The organism is Bacteroides sp. 2_2_4, assembly GCF_000157055.1.
GTDB classification, from domain to species: domain Bacteria; phylum Bacteroidota; class Bacteroidia; order Bacteroidales; family Bacteroidaceae; genus Bacteroides; species Bacteroides ovatus.
Window position 1 is genome coordinate 381,018 of sequence record NZ_EQ973362.1, and the last position, 15,153, is coordinate 396,170.

Below are 15,153 nucleotides of genomic sequence, written 5' to 3' on the forward strand. Positions count from 1 at the left end.
TAACGAGATAATAAACTTATAGGTTGATTATTTAGCAAGAAAAATGTTTTATTTAGTTGGTTTAGTGGTTGTATGGTAGATGGTGGTGTCTGTGTCCCAGTCATTAATTTCATCATTCGTGTTTATTTGCAGGCTGTCAATGAGAGTTTTTTCGATGAGTTATTTCCGGTTGTTCGCAGCCTCCTATCAGTTGTATAATGAATATTATTCCTGCTATAACGATTCCTGCTATGGTATTATTGATAACATTTCTTTTTAAGCCTTTAATATAAGAATTCTGATACCTGTTATTTTGCATAATTTATATTTTTTACGCTGTGAAGTTAATAAATTAAATGCGATATTTATCGTTATTTGTCACTTTAATTAGGTTTATCCGATTAAAAACGATACCTTTGTATTACAAAACTTGAATCCTCAATGGGATATTAAAAGAGGGTTTTTGCCAAAGTCGGTGTCTAATTCGGTGACACTACGAAAATAGGAAGCTGTTAATTCATTATGAATGAGACTATAAAGGAATTAAAGTTTGAGGGCAGGTAGCCCAACAAAATCAACGTCAATTTAGATAGAACCCTGCTAAGAATTAGTTTTTGCAGGGTTTTATTGTTTCCGGACATTCATAGTCAAGAGAAACGCAAATTTGCTGTGAAAAGAAGCTGTGAAGTTGATGTTTAAGAAATAAATCTTTAAACAAGCTGTATAAGCTTGTTTAGCAGAAAAGAGAAACAGGTTTTATTGCTCAAGCGAGCATAAAACCTGTTTCTTTTATTTCTCTAAATCGGGCAGAGGATTATTCTTCTGCTTTAATTGATTCGTCGATTACTTTAATTTTTTGTAATACCAGTTCCAAGTCTGCTTTCAACTTGTCTACCTTGCGGTTCAGTTCGGTCAACAGGCTGCTGCCTTTCTTGGAAGTAGAAGTTAGGAAGCCCAGATTGTTCTCATAAGTCTGAAGTTCATTCTTCATATTCTCATAAGTACGTACCAGTTTCTCGCGTTCTCTATATAAAGATTGAGTGCCGCCCCCCTGGATATTGCTAATGTTCGAACGGAAGTTGCTTAACTTCTTGTTGGAAGCATTGATGTTGAAACGGTCGAATAACTGATCGATCAATCCGTGATATTGCTTGTATAGCTTATCTTTTTCTTTGAACGGCACATGACCGATAGAGTTCCATTCCTTCATCAAATCCCGAACCAGATTGCTTGCTTCTTCGGTATCCATGTTCTCATCGATAGCGGATAACTTTTCGATCAATGCTTTCTTCTTTTCCATATTCTCTGTTTCGACAGAGCGTTGTGAAGAAGTGGCCTTGTTCTTTTGCTCAAAGAAGTAGTCGCAAGCTGTGATAAACCGTTTCCAGATTGCATCCGAGTGTTTTTTGGCAACCGGTCCGATGGTCTTCCATTCTTTTTGAAGTTTGGTCAGTGCATCGGCAGTTACTTTCCAGTCTGTACTGTCTTTCAAGGCTTCCGCTTTTTCGCAGAGCGCTTTCTTCTTTTCCAGATTCTCGTTCATTCCTTCTTTCAGGCTCTTGAAGAATTCTCCTTTCTTCTTGAAGAAATCATCGCAGGCATGGCGGAAACGCTCGAAGATCTTCACATTCATCTTCTGGGGAGCAAAACCAATGGTTTTCCATTTGTTTTGCAAGGCAATCACTTCCTGGGTCTTGTTTTCCCAGGCAGAGAATGTTTTCAGTTCATCATACTCAATCGCTTCAACGATTTCGCAGATGACGGTCTTTTGATCCAAATTATGCTGTTCGGCTTCTTTCAACGATTCGAAGTGCTGCTGATGGCGGCGGTTGACAGCGGTAGAAGCTGCTTTGAACCGATTCCAGATTTCATCACGCAGTTCTTTGGCTACCGGACCTGTATCGCGGAACTCCTGATGCAACTTCTGAAGTTGGTGGAAAGCGGAAACAACATCTTCCTCGTCAGCCAACTTTTCGGCAGCTTCGCAGAGATGCGTTTTGATTTCCAGATTCTTTTTGAAGTCATATTCGCGGAACTCATTGTTCAGTTTCAATAAATCGTAGAACTTCTCTACATATAATTGATAGTTTTTCCAAAGTTCATTCACTTTACCTTGCGGCACCAGTTTTGTATCATTCCATTGCTGCTGCAGCTTCTTGAACTCCGTATAAGATTTGTTGGCGTCATCTCCGGATTCCACCAATTCTTTCAGTTCTTCAATAATGGAAAGTTTCACTTGCAGGTTTTCTTCTTTCTGGCGTTCCAACTCGGCAACCTGTTTACTGCGTTTTTCCTTGATAACCCCCATCAGGCGTTTGAATTCTTCTTCCGTCGGGTCCTCTTCGGCAACAAAATCTTCAATGTTTCCACCGTTGTCTGTAAACTGTACCTTAGCAGCTTCCAACTCGGCATTATGTAACTTGTAGAATGATTGTTTCAGATTGTCAATATCCTGCTTGTTCGCATTTTCAGCATCTTGCGCAAGCTCTTTTAGCTGGTTTAGTACATCTTCCTTAGTGGCAGGTTTAGGAGCTGCTTCAGGTTGAACTTCGGCAGTAACATCTTCAGCCGGAGTCTCTGTAATAGCTTCAGAAACCTCGACTGTTTTCTTTTCTTCTTCTAATTCCCCTTGGTTCAAGGGTTGATTAGTGTCATGAGCGTCCATCATTGTATATTAGTTTTGGGTCACAAATTAATGAAATAAAACGATTACTTCATACTATTTTGCTTATTTTTTTTTGTTTATCGTGTTTTTATGACAATAAAACGGTTATTCCCATGTACAACATCATTCCGATGATGTCATTTGTAATGGCTATAAACGGACCTGTTGCAATGGCTGGATCGATTTTGAACTTCTCCAGCGTCATCGGTACCAGTGTTCCGAAAATAGAAGCGAACATTACCACGGCAAACAGGCTGATGGATACGGAATAGGTGACCGTAGCCGTTGCGCCGAACCTGATAAAGTTGTAGGTGTATACTAATAAGGAGATAATAGTGGCATTAATTAAAGCTACTACCGATTCCTTGGTTATCTGCTTGAACGTGTTTTTAGCGTCCAGCGAGCTGTTTGCCAAACCCTGTACGATGATTGCCGAAGATTGTGTTCCGACATTTCCTCCTGTACCACCGATTAGCGGGATGTACAGTGCCATTTCGGGATGGGCAGCAAAGGTGGAGTCGAAATTACCCAATATCATAGAGTTGCCGATTCCGCCGATCATACCGATTAATAACCAGGGGAGGCGGGCGGTGGTCTGTCTCAATACATTATCGTCTGTTTCTACGTCCTGCGAAAGACCGGATGCCAACTGATAGTCACGTTCCGACTGCTCACGGACTTCATCCATGACGTCGTCGACGGTGATTTGTCCCACAAGCCGACCGATGCTGTCGACAACGGGGATAGCCACCAAGTCGTACTTCTCAATCGCCTGTACTACCTCGTCAATGGGAGTATCTACGTGTACCGAAATCGGATCTTTCTGCATCACGTGTTTCACTTTGGATACAGAAGGGGAAGTAATCATCTTTTTGAGCGGGAAGATACCTCGCAGACGTTCGTCATCGTCAATGACATATACATAATAGATTTCGTCCAGTTCTTCCGCCTGTTGCCGCATCTCTTTCAGACATTCGGGCATACTCCAGTTTTCGTTGACAAGTACCATTTCCGTACCCATCAAACCACCGGCGGTATTTTCGTCGTATTTCAACAAGTCGACGATGTCTCCTGCCTGTTCGATGTCCTCGATGTGCGAAAGAACCTCTTCCTGCTTGTCTTCATCGAGTTCACGCATCAGGTCTACGGCATCATCCGTGTCCATGTAGTCAACGAAGCGTTTGGCGATTGTCTCCGAAGGAAGCATTTCGAGCAGCTCTTTACGAGCATCTTCGTCCATTTCGACAAGCACGTCGGCGGCAATTTCGTTATCGAGCAGGCGATAGACGAACTTAGCCTCTTCCGCATTCAGGTCATTGCACAATTCGGCAATGTCGGCCGGGTGGAGGTCGATGAGAAGACCTTTTACCTTGTCGGCGTCTTTTTGCTCAATAAGGTGTTTAACGTTGTCAATGTATTCCTCGTTCATCGTTGTCAATTACAAATTACGAATTACAAAATCCAGTTCTCTGCTCACTGTTGCCCGCCAATTATTGGGCGTTGCCGACTGTCTTTAGTGCTTCTTCCACTTTATTGGTCAGATCGATAAATTCGGCTACCGATAGTTGTTCCGGGCGTTTATTAAATAAGATGTCCTCCGTGAGCGGACAATCTTTGCCTAAAATAGGTTTGATGGAGTTGCGCAATGTTTTCCGTCGCTGGTTGAAGGTCGTTTTCACTACTTGCTTGAACAGTTTTTCGTCGCATCCCAACTCTTTAGTCTCGTTGCGTGTCATACGGATAACAGCACTTTTCACTTTGGGAGGCGGATTGAACACGTGTTCGCTGACAGTGAACAAATATTCCACTTTATACCATGCCTGTATCAATACGCTAAGGATACCGTATGTCTTGCTGCCCGGTCCGGCTGCAATACGTTCGGCTACCTCTTTTTGAATCATTCCCGTGCAACAGAGGACGATATCTTTGTTATCCAGCATCTTGAAAAAGATTTGGCTGGAAATATTATAGGGGTAATTACCAGTCAGTACGAAAGGCTTCCCGTCAAACAACCGGTGAAGATTCATTTTCAAGAAGTCATCCTCGATGATGTGGTCTTCCAGTGACGGATAGGCTTCGCGAAGATAAGCAACCGACTCATAGTCAACTTCTACGACCTTTACCAATCGGTCTTTCTTTACTAGAAACTGGGTCAATACTCCCATACCTGGCCCCACCTCTAAAATAGGCAGTTCGGGGAAGGTGTCAACCGTATCGGCAATATCTTGCGCAACTTTCAGATCTTTCAGAAAGTGTTGTCCGAGAAACTTTTTAGGCTTTACTAATTTCATTTACCAACTAAATAATTACTTTTGCAGCTGACAAAGGTAATTCTTTTAAATGAAGAACGTACCACTATTTATTAAAAAATAAATGATGTGTCAGCGAAGCTAATGAAGAATTAAGGATGAAGAAACTATTAAAAAAGACGCTGAAACTGATATTACCGGTTGTTTTAGGCGGCTTTATCTTATTCTGGGTATATCGCGACTTTGATTTTACAAAAGCGGGCGATGTGTTGTTACACGGTACAAATTGGTGGTGGATGCTCTTCTCGTTATTGTTCGGAGCGTTTGCACAAGTCTTTCGTGGTTGGCGGTGGAGACAGACATTGGAACCGTTGGACGCTTTCCCGAAAAAGAGCGATTGCGTGAATGCTATCTTCATTTCATACGCTGCCAGTCTGGTGGTTCCCCGGATCGGGGAGGTGAGCCGTTGCGGAGTGTTGGCGAAATATGATAATGTCTCGTTTGCCAAGTCGTTGGGAACAGTCGTTACGGAGCGGTTGGTCGATACGTTGACTATTCTCCTCATCACAGGCATCACTGTATTGCTCCAATTACCGATATTCGTCACTTTTCTTCAGCAGACCGGAACGAAAATCCCTTCATTAGTACACCTGCTGACTTCAGTATGGTTTTATATCATTCTGTTTTGTTTTATTGGTGTGGTGATACTTCTTTATTATTTAAGAAAAACGTTGTTCTTCTATGAACGGGTGAAGGGATTTGTATTGAATATATGGGAAGGAATTATGTCTTTAAAAGGCGTGCGCAACATTCCCCTCTTTATTTTTTATACACTGGCTATTTGGGCTTGTTATTTTCTCCATTTCTATTTTACATTCTATTGCTTTGCCTTTACGGCACATTTGGGTATCCTTGCGGCATTGGTCATGTTTGTCGGCGGCACGTTTGCCGTGATTGTGCCTACTCCTAACGGAGCGGGACCCTGGCATTTTGCCATCATTTCTATGATGATGCTTTATGGAGTAAACGTGACGGATGCCGGAATATTTGCCCTGATTGTACACGGTATTCAAACCTTTTTGGTTGTTTTATTGGGTGTGTACGGCTTGGCTGCTCTGCCGTTCACCAATAGACATCGGGCGTAAATTTTTGGCTAAAAGTGTATATTCTTACATGTTTTTGCCAACCTCCTTTGTCATCTGAAAACTTTTCCATAACTTGGCACTGTTTAATTATCAGATTTAAAATAGTTTTAAAATATTTATTATGAGTACCATTCTTTCTTTAGCTCCACAGAACGTGTGGAAGCATTTTTATTCGTTGACACAGATTCCCCGTCCGTCAGGACACATGGAAAAGATTACAGCATTTCTTTTAGGTTTCGGAAAAGAGCTGGGGCTGGAGTCTTTTGTAGACGAAGCAGGTAATGTGATTATCCGTAAACCCGCCACTCCGGGTATGGAAAACCGGAAAGGTGTGATTCTTCAGGCGCACATGGATATGGTTCCGCAGAAGAACAACGATACTGTACACGATTTTGAAAAAGATCCGATTGAAACTTATATAGACGGTGACTGGGTAAAAGCAAAAGGCACTACTCTGGGTGCAGACAACGGACTGGGTGTAGCTGCTATTATGGCCGTGTTGGAAGCAAAAGACCTGAAACACGGTCCTTTGGAAGCTCTTATCACGAAAGACGAAGAAACCGGCATGTACGGTGCGTTCGGCTTGAAACCGGGTACACTGAACGGAGAGATTCTTTTGAATCTGGATTCGGAAGATGAAGGCGAGTTGTATATTGGTTGTGCTGGAGGTATGGATGTAACTGCTACCCTGGAATATAAGGAAGTAGCTCCCGAAGAAGGAGATATCGCAGTGAAAGTTACATTGAAAGGATTACGTGGCGGACATTCGGGATTGGAAATCAATGAAGGACGTGCCAATGCTAATAAGTTGCTGGTTCGTTTCGTTCGTGAGGCGGTTGCCAGCTATGAAGCCCGTTTGGCTAGCTGGGAAGGTGGTAATATGCGTAATGCTATCCCACGTGAAGCACATGCGGTTATTACCATTCCGGCTGAAAATGAAGAAGAACTATTGGGCTTGGTGAAATACTGCGAAGACCTGTTCAATGAAGAATATTCGGCAATTGAAACACCGATCAGCTTTACGGCTGAACGTGTAGAACTTCCTGCCGGTGAAGTACCTGAAGAAATTCAGGACAATCTGATTGATGCAATCTTTGCTTGTCAGAACGGTGTGACACGTATGATCCCTACTGTTCCAGATACGGTAGAAACTTCTTCCAACCTTGCTATTATAACGATTGGTGAAGGAAAGGCAGCCATTAAGATTCTGGCTCGCAGTTCAAGCGATAGCATGAAAGAATATCTGACTACCAGCCTGGAGTCTTGTTTCTCTATGGCAGGGATGAAGGTAGAGATGACAGGCGGATATTCCGGTTGGCAACCTGATGTAAATTCTCCGATTTTGCATGCGATGAAGTCATCCTATAAACAACAGTTTGGTGTAGAACCTGCAGTGAAAGTGATTCACGCTGGCTTGGAATGTGGTATTATCGGTGCTATTATTCCGGGATTGGACATGATTTCTTTTGGTCCGACTTTGCGTTCACCGCATTCACCGGACGAAAGAGCGTTGATTCCTACCGTACAGAAGTTCTATGACTTCCTGGTGGCAACTTTGGAGCAAACTCCAATGAAATAACGTATTTCTCTTTATATAAATATTCTCCTATTATATAATAGGTGACCATAGTGAAGGCACGGATGATATTTCATCTGTGCCTTTTTTTCATATTTATTGCAGCGTATATTACAATTCTGCTTTATAACAAATAAATTAATTGATGCAAATCAAGAAATATGCTATAAAACATAAATTTCTCTCTTTTTTAGATCAATGTATAAACAAAGGTTGTATTTTTGTGTTGTAAAACATGTAATTAGGAGGATAACAAAATGAAAAGTTTAAAAAGATTGTTTAGAAAGATCGGCGAAGCCGATGTACATGTTTGGGGATATTCAACAATTAATACCAAACCAAACAAGTAAGTTTTATTTTTTAGTTTTCAGGAATTAGTAATTTAAAAGGTTTAAAGATTATGGCAAAGAAAATGGGTTCTTTAGTTAGAAAAATCCTTAGTGAAGTAGGTCGTAATGAAATGCTTTCATGGGGGTACAGAATTGAGAAATGAGAACAAGTACATTAACTAAGTTTAGAGTGGGGATACGTTATTAAATACGATATCCCCATTTTTTATATCTAAAATTTTATATAGAGTTGTTTTAGCTAACAACTGTGGCGGGGGATCTGTTTCAGTGTCAGTTCCTCCTTTAATTTCTGTGTTTGGGTACACTGTCTTTTGCCACTTGGGCTGGAATGTATCACATGCGAGTTTGGCTGATTTTACTATCACACCCTCACCGAATCACTTGAAAGCCTTTGTTCATCGATGTTACAAAGGGTGAGGGTAACTGTGATTGTAGGGTGAGGGTAATTTTTACTCTCACCCTACAATTATACCTGTAATAAGTGCTTAATAGTTGATTTATAGTAAGTTGTATGCTGATTTGTCTGGTACTAATACATGAAAGATGATGTATTTGTGTCTGATAACTGGCGTAATATTATCTGGAATAACAGGCTGAACGAGATAATAGATACGGATGAATTAATTGTATTCCGTAAGGTTTCGATTGGCTTCTCCATAGGGGAAAATCAGTTTCAAGCTTGTGAACAGTTTGTTTCATACGCTTGAAACACTTAGTTTCAAGGTATTAAACACTTAGTTTTCCGGTGTGAAACTGGTAGTTTCATTACTTGAAACTGTTGGTCTCAAGGCATAAAACAGCTTGTTCACCGGCATGAACAAGCCATTTTATGTAGAGGTGCTGCAAATTATTGAGTGTCTTCTATGAATATGCCCGGATTCTTATAAACGAGACAGTGTGTAAGATACCTCTATCTTGCACGCATCTGCAACGGTATCTTGCACTGCTTCAAATACTTGTATATCAGTTGACTATCGCTGGTTTAGTGTAAGGTGCAAGATACTTTTGCATTTATGAACTTGTAAGAGATAGGTGAATCTTATTGCAGAAGATAAACTTTTCAATTAAATAATAAACCGAGTGGCAGTTTTTGGACTTTTTATTTTATTCCAGAGCGAGTTGATTAATAGGCTAATGTTTATACAATATGGTATGGGGCTGATAGCTTGATAAAAGCTTTTTTTAAGCTAAAAAGTACAAATCTTTAAACTTTATTTCCTTACTTTGTTATTTATAAGAGTGAGACTTATAGCAAACTTAAACTAGAAAGATTATGAAAGTAAAGCAAATTTGTATGATGGTGCTGCTATGGTTGGGAGTGATTCCGGCGGTACAGGCACAAACTTTCGACAAATTATGGAAAGAAGTGGAGCAAGCGGAGAAAAAGAGCTTGCCTAAGACTGTGATAAAACTGACTGATGAGATTTATCAGAAAGGGGAAAAAGAGAAAAACTCTCCACAAATGCTCAAAGCATATACGTGGCGGATGAAATATCGGGAAATGTTGAATCCCGACAGTCTTTACGCTGATTTGAAAGGACTGGAACAATGGGTGAAACAGACTGACCAACCAATGGATCGCGCCATCCTACACTCTTTGATAGCGGGAATCTATGCAGATTATGCAGCCAGCAATCAGTGGCAACTCCGCCAACGGACAGAAATCGTAGACCAGACACCTGCTACCGATATGCGTGAATGGACAGCCAATATGTTCATCGAAAAAGTGCGGACAAATATAAAGGAGGCATTGGCCGATTCTGTATTGCTGCTCAAAACGTCCTCACGCGGCTATATTCCTTTTGTAGAACTGGGGGAAACGAGCGAATACTATCACCATGATATGTATCATTTATTGGCTTCCCGTAGCATTGAAGCACTGCAACGGGTGGAAGAATTGGGTAACAGGATTACTAATGACGGTACTGTGAATCCGGTCAAACAAGATATAATAGCTATTTATGGGAATATGATTTCCGCTTATAAAGCAACCGGATTAAAAGAAGGTTATGTGTTGACAGCACTTAACTACCTGGAATGGAGATGGAATGCTGATCGGAATATTCGACCTCTGCAGGCTAAGGGCGAACTTCCGGTACTGACGGAAGATACTTATCTGAAAGCTTTGAACACATTGAAAAGCAAGTATGCTTCCGAACCGATCTGTGCCGAAGTCTATTTGGCAGAAGCCCGGTATACTATTGGAAAACAACAGCAGCTCAATGCATTGCAGCTTTGCGATGAGGCAATCCGCCTTTATCCAGGCTATCGCAGAATCAATGCTTTGAAGAATCTTCGGGAAGAGATATTGGCTCCTTATTTGAATGTTAATGCATCCGATTTGGCTTTTCCGAACGAAGAGATAGAATTAAGGGTCTCACACAAAAATCTGGATGGTTTCACTGTCCGTCTTTATCAGGCGAAGAAACTGATAAAGGAACAACATTACGCTGTGCTTCGTCCGAAAGATTATCAGACGCAGGACACTGTGTTTACATTCAAAGCTCCTGAACTTGGATCTTACGTGATGCGTATCATACCGGATATTCGTGCGAAGAGAGATAGTGAAAGCAAGTTTGATGTAACACGTTTCAAAGTGCTGACATGCCGTTTGCCGGACAAACAGTATCAAGTGGTGACGCTGGATGGACAGACAGGGCATCCTATTCCCCATGCAAAAGTGACGATGTACAGTAATGACGAAAAAGTGTTGCAGGAGTTTACGACAAACGAAGAGGGTAAGGTCGTATTTCCCTGGAAATCCGAATACCGCTATCTGAAAGCTTCCAAGGGGACGGATACGGCAATGCCGAAACAAGGCATTTATGCAGGAAGTTACGGATATTACGGCGACGAAGATAAAGTGACTGAAAATATGACTTTATTGACCGACCGTTCTTTGTATCGTCCCGGACAGACTGTGTATGTGAAGGGAATTGCTTATTCTCAACAATCGGATACGGCGAATGTACTTCCGAACAAGGAATATACGGTGACTTTATTGGATGTAAACAATCAGGAAGTAGGGCAGAAGTCGGTACGTACCAATGAGTTCGGTTCGTTTACCACCGATTTCGCATTGCCTTCGGCCTGTCTGAACGGAATGTTTTCTTTGAAAGCGGGAAGAGGCCATACAGGCATTCGGGTAGAAGATTATAAACGTCCGACATTTGATATCACTTTTGAAAAGCAACAAGGAAGTTACAAACTGGGTGATGAGGTACAGGTGAAGGGTAAGGTACAATCTTATAGTGGTGTGCTGCTTCAGGATCTTCCGGTGAAATATACGGTAAAGCGTTCTGCATACAGCCTTTGGCGGTTTGCGGAATCTGTGCAGATTGCTTCCGGTGAAGTGATGGCCAATGAGAATGGAGAATTCACGATACCGGTTCGTTTGCAGGAAAGTGACTCTTATAAGAATAATGATAAGGTATATTATCGTTATTCCATTGAGGCCACTGTTACCAATGTGGCAGGTGAAACACAATCTTCTACGGACGTGATTTCGGCAGGAAACCGTTCGTTGATTTTGCAGGTGGAATTGCAAGATAAGACTTGCAAGGATCAACCCTTCGAAACAATGTTTAAAGTGCAGAACCTGAATGGACAACCTGTGGAGGTGAAGGGGAATTATTACTTGTACCCTGCCAAAGACAAGGACTTTAAGCAGTTGGAAGAGAAACCGGTTGCAACGGGAACCTTTACTTCTAATGAAGACATGACGCTTGACTGGAAGAATCTTCCATCGGGACCTTATGTGCTGAAAGCATCAGTGAAAGATAATCAGGGCAAGGAAGTGACTGCTGACACCAACACGATTCTTTTCTCTGTTGAGGACAAACGTCCGCCTGTAGAAACGACGATGTGGTTCTATGGTGCAAATACGGAATTTGATGCTGCCCATCCGGCCGTGTTCTGTTTCGGTACGTCGAAAAAAGATGCTTATGTGATGATGAATGTATTTTCCGGTGATAAATTGCTGGAGAGCAAGACGTTGAATTTGTCAGATACGATTGTACGTTTCGAGTATCCATATCGGGAAAGTTATGGGGATGGTGTCTTTGTGAATCTCTGTATGGTGAGGGACAGACAGGTTTATCAGGAACAGGTGCGGCTGACCAAACGGATTCCTGATAAGACACTGACTATGAAGTGGGAAGTGTTCCGTGATAAATTGCGTCCGGGACAAAAGGAAGAATGGAAGCTGACGATTAAAACGCCGCAAGGACAAGCTGCTAACGCGGAAATGCTGGCAACGATGTATGATGCTTCCTTGGATAAAATATGGAATCGGCAACAGAATTTCCAAATCTATTATAACCAGATTGTCCCATATTCTAACTGGATGAGTGGATATTCCGGCAATAATTCATTCAACTACTGGTGGAATACGAAGAGTCTCAAAGTGCCATCACTGGAGTATGACCATTTTGTGATGCTATCGGACTATTATAATAATGGAAGAGATTTGGGTGAAGTAATAGTGAGAGGATATGGCTTGACGAGAAAGTTGACGGTGACAGGTAGCGTTTCGACATTGGACGTTGCAACTTTAAGGAGTAATGCGCCAAAGATGAAATCGGCTATGGCTGCTGATGCCATGACTAATGTTGAATTTCAATCGGAAATGATACCCACGGGAGAAAAAGCGGATGAGGCATCTGACAACGAAATGCTTCCCGAAGCATCTGCTGACTTGCGTACCAATTTAGCAGAAACAGCATTCTTCTATCCTCAACTTCGCACCAATGAACAGGGAGAGATCTCTTTCTCATTCACGATGCCTGAAAGTCTGACGCGTTGGAACTTCCGTGGATATTCTCATACAAAGGGAATGTTGACGGGAACATTGGATGGCGAAGCTACCACAAGCAAAGAATTTATGCTGACTCCTAATCTCCCTCGTTTTGTGCGTGTGGGTGATAAGACTTCTCTGGCAGCTTCTATCTCTAATATGACTGGTAAGCCGCAAGCCGGAACGGTCAGTCTGGTCCTTTTTGACCCGATGACAGAGAAGGTTATCAGTACACAAAAACAGAAATTCAGCCTTGCTGCCGGAAAGACAATGGGTGTGGACTTCCAGTTTATCGTTAGTGATAAATACGAAATAGTGGGATGCCGGATGATTGCCGACAGTGGTACTTTCAGCGATGGAGAACAACAGTTGCTTCCGGTTCTTAGCAATAAAGAGCATTTGGTGGAGACACTTCCAATGCCAGTGCGTGGAGAAGAAACCCGTACTTTCTCACTCGATCATCTGTTCAATCAACAAAGTAAAACAGCCACAGATCGTAAACTAACTGTTGAATTTACAGGAAACCCGGCTTGGTATGCCGTTCAGGCATTGCCTTCATTGAGTCTTCCGACAAGTAATAACGCTATTTCCTGGGCTACTGCCTACTATGCCAATACATTGGCTTCGTTTATCATGAACAGTCAGCCGAAGATCAAAGCGGTATTTGAAAGTTGGAAACTGCAAGGAGGTACGAAAGAAACGTTCTTGAGCAATCTGCAAAAGAATCAGGAAGTGAAGAATATCATTTTGTCCGAGTCTCCCTGGGTACTCGAAGCACAGACGGAAGAGCAACAGAAAGAGCGCATCGCCACCTTGTTTGATTTGAATAACATCCGTAGTAATAATATCGCAGCTTTGACTCGATTGCAGGAGTTACAGAACTCAAATGGGGCATGGTCCTGGTATAAAGGAATGAACGGGAGTCGATCTGTAACTACCTATATCGCCGAACTGAATGCCCGTCTGGCTATGCTGACAGGTGAGAAATTAAGCGGATCGGCTCTTTCCTTGCAACAGAAGGCTTTCGCTTACCTTCATCAATCAGCTTTGGACGAGTATAAGGAAATCCTGAAAGCACAGAAAGACGGTGTGAAGTTTACTGGCGTTTCGGGCAGTATTCTGCAATATTTGTATCTCATCGCTATTTCGGGAGAGCAGGTACCCGCAGCCAATAAAGCGGCTTATACCTATTATCTTTCTAAGGTAGGAGAATTGCTGACTTCTCCTTCGATGGATACAAAAGCGATTGCCGCCATTGTGCTTGATAAAGCCGGACGCAAGAAGGAAGCGCAGGAATTTGTCGCTTCTCTGAAAGAACATCTGACGAAGACAGATGAACAGGGAATGTTCTTTGCTTTCAACGAGAATCCATATACATGGGGCGGAATGCAGATGCAGGCTCATGTAGATGTGATGGAAGCGCTGGAACAGACAGGTGGCAATACCGATACAGTGGAAGAAATGAAACTTTGGTTGTTGAAGCAAAAGCAGACACAACAGTGGAATTCTCCGGTAGCTACTGCCGATGCGGTATTTGCATTGCTGATGAAGGGCGCTAATTTACTCGACAATCAGGGAGATGTACGGATTGTGATTGCTAATGAAGTGCTGGAAACTGTTAGTCCAAGTAAAACGACTGTTCCTGGATTGGGATATATCAAACGTTCTTTCACACAGAAGAATGTGGTGGATGCCCGCAAGATTGAAGTGGAAAAGAGAAATCCGGGTATTGCTTGGGGAGCTGTGTATGCAGAATTTGAATCTCCTGTCAGTGATGTGAAACAACAGGGCGGCGACCTGAATGTTGAGAAACAGTTGTATGTGGAGCGTACGATGAATAACGTGCCTCAATTACAGCCTATTACTGCCAAAACGGTTCTTCAGGTAGGTGATAAAGTCGTTTCCCGTTTGAGCATCCGCGTAGACCGTCCGATGGACTTTGTACAGTTGAAAGATCAGCGGGGCGCTTGTTTCGAACCGATCGGCAGTATCTCCGGTTATCGTTGGAACAACGGGCTTGGCTATTACGTAGACATCAAAGATGCATCGACTAATTTCTTCTTCGATCATTTAGGAAAGGGTGTATACGTGTTGGAATATAGTTACCGTGTCAGTCGTGCAGGAACTTACGAAACAGGTTTGGCAACTATGCAGTGTGCTTATGCACCGGAATACGCTTCGCATTCTGCTTCGATGACAATTATTATTAAATAGTTCCGGCAGGGGATTTTTATTCTCACCGACGAGCGAGGCGTTCCTCACCGATGAAGAGGGTGTTCCTCACCGAGGAAGGCATCCTTCGTCGGTGAGGAACTTTTTTCTTATAAACAGGGGCTTACAAGGACTGCTATTAAGTAAAGTCTTTTCCCAATCTGTGTTAATCTGTGTAATCTG

7 protein-coding genes are annotated in these 15,153 nt (G+C 42.3%); 4 read left to right on the forward strand and 3 right to left on the reverse strand.

Translation table 11 applies throughout. The features are described from left to right. Positions 1 to 793 precede the first annotated feature (793 nt). The 3 genes from BSCG_RS09695 to rsmA form a co-directional block, all read right to left on the reverse strand. Entirely contained in the window at positions 794 to 2,647 is a 1,854-nt protein-coding gene (locus BSCG_RS09695; protein WP_008776525.1) for a DUF349 domain-containing protein, read from the reverse strand. Positions 2,648 to 2,732: 85 nt separating this feature from the next. Continuing rightward, complete coding sequence (gene mgtE, locus BSCG_RS09690) at positions 2,733 to 4,073, reverse strand: magnesium transporter (protein ID WP_004312092.1); 1,341 nt, start codon at positions 4,071 to 4,073, stop codon at positions 2,733 to 2,735. A 61-nt stretch (positions 4,074 to 4,134) separates the two neighbouring features. Beyond that, complete coding sequence (rsmA, locus tag BSCG_RS09685; protein ID WP_008776526.1) at positions 4,135 to 4,935, reverse strand: 16S rRNA (adenine(1518)-N(6)/adenine(1519)-N(6))-dimethyltransferase RsmA; 801 nt, start codon at positions 4,933 to 4,935, stop codon at positions 4,135 to 4,137. 116 nt (positions 4,936 to 5,051) lie between these two features. Between rsmA and BSCG_RS09680 the strand changes: the two genes are divergently transcribed. The 4 genes from BSCG_RS09680 (at position 5,052) to BSCG_RS09665 (ending at position 14,973) form a co-directional block, all read left to right on the forward strand. Next, positions 5,052 to 6,038, forward strand: a complete 987-nt coding sequence (locus tag BSCG_RS09680; RefSeq protein WP_008776527.1) for a lysylphosphatidylglycerol synthase transmembrane domain-containing protein — start codon at positions 5,052 to 5,054, stop codon at positions 6,036 to 6,038. Positions 6,039 to 6,159: 121 nt separating this feature from the next. Next, positions 6,160 to 7,617 carry an aminoacyl-histidine dipeptidase gene (locus tag BSCG_RS09675; RefSeq protein ID WP_008776528.1) on the forward strand — a complete coding sequence of 486 codons (1,458 nt, stop codon included), beginning with the start codon at positions 6,160 to 6,162 and terminating at the stop codon, positions 7,615 to 7,617. An 883-nt stretch (positions 7,618 to 8,500) separates the two neighbouring features. Further along, complete coding sequence (locus BSCG_RS30030; RefSeq protein ID WP_004301421.1) at positions 8,501 to 8,671, forward strand: hypothetical protein; 171 nt, start codon at positions 8,501 to 8,503, stop codon at positions 8,669 to 8,671. A gap of 566 nt (positions 8,672 to 9,237) precedes the next feature. Then, a complete protein-coding gene (locus BSCG_RS09665; RefSeq protein WP_008776529.1) occupies positions 9,238 to 14,973 on the forward strand; it encodes an alpha-2-macroglobulin family protein in 5,736 nt (1,911 codons plus the stop codon). Positions 14,974 to 15,153: the final 180 nt, after the last annotated feature.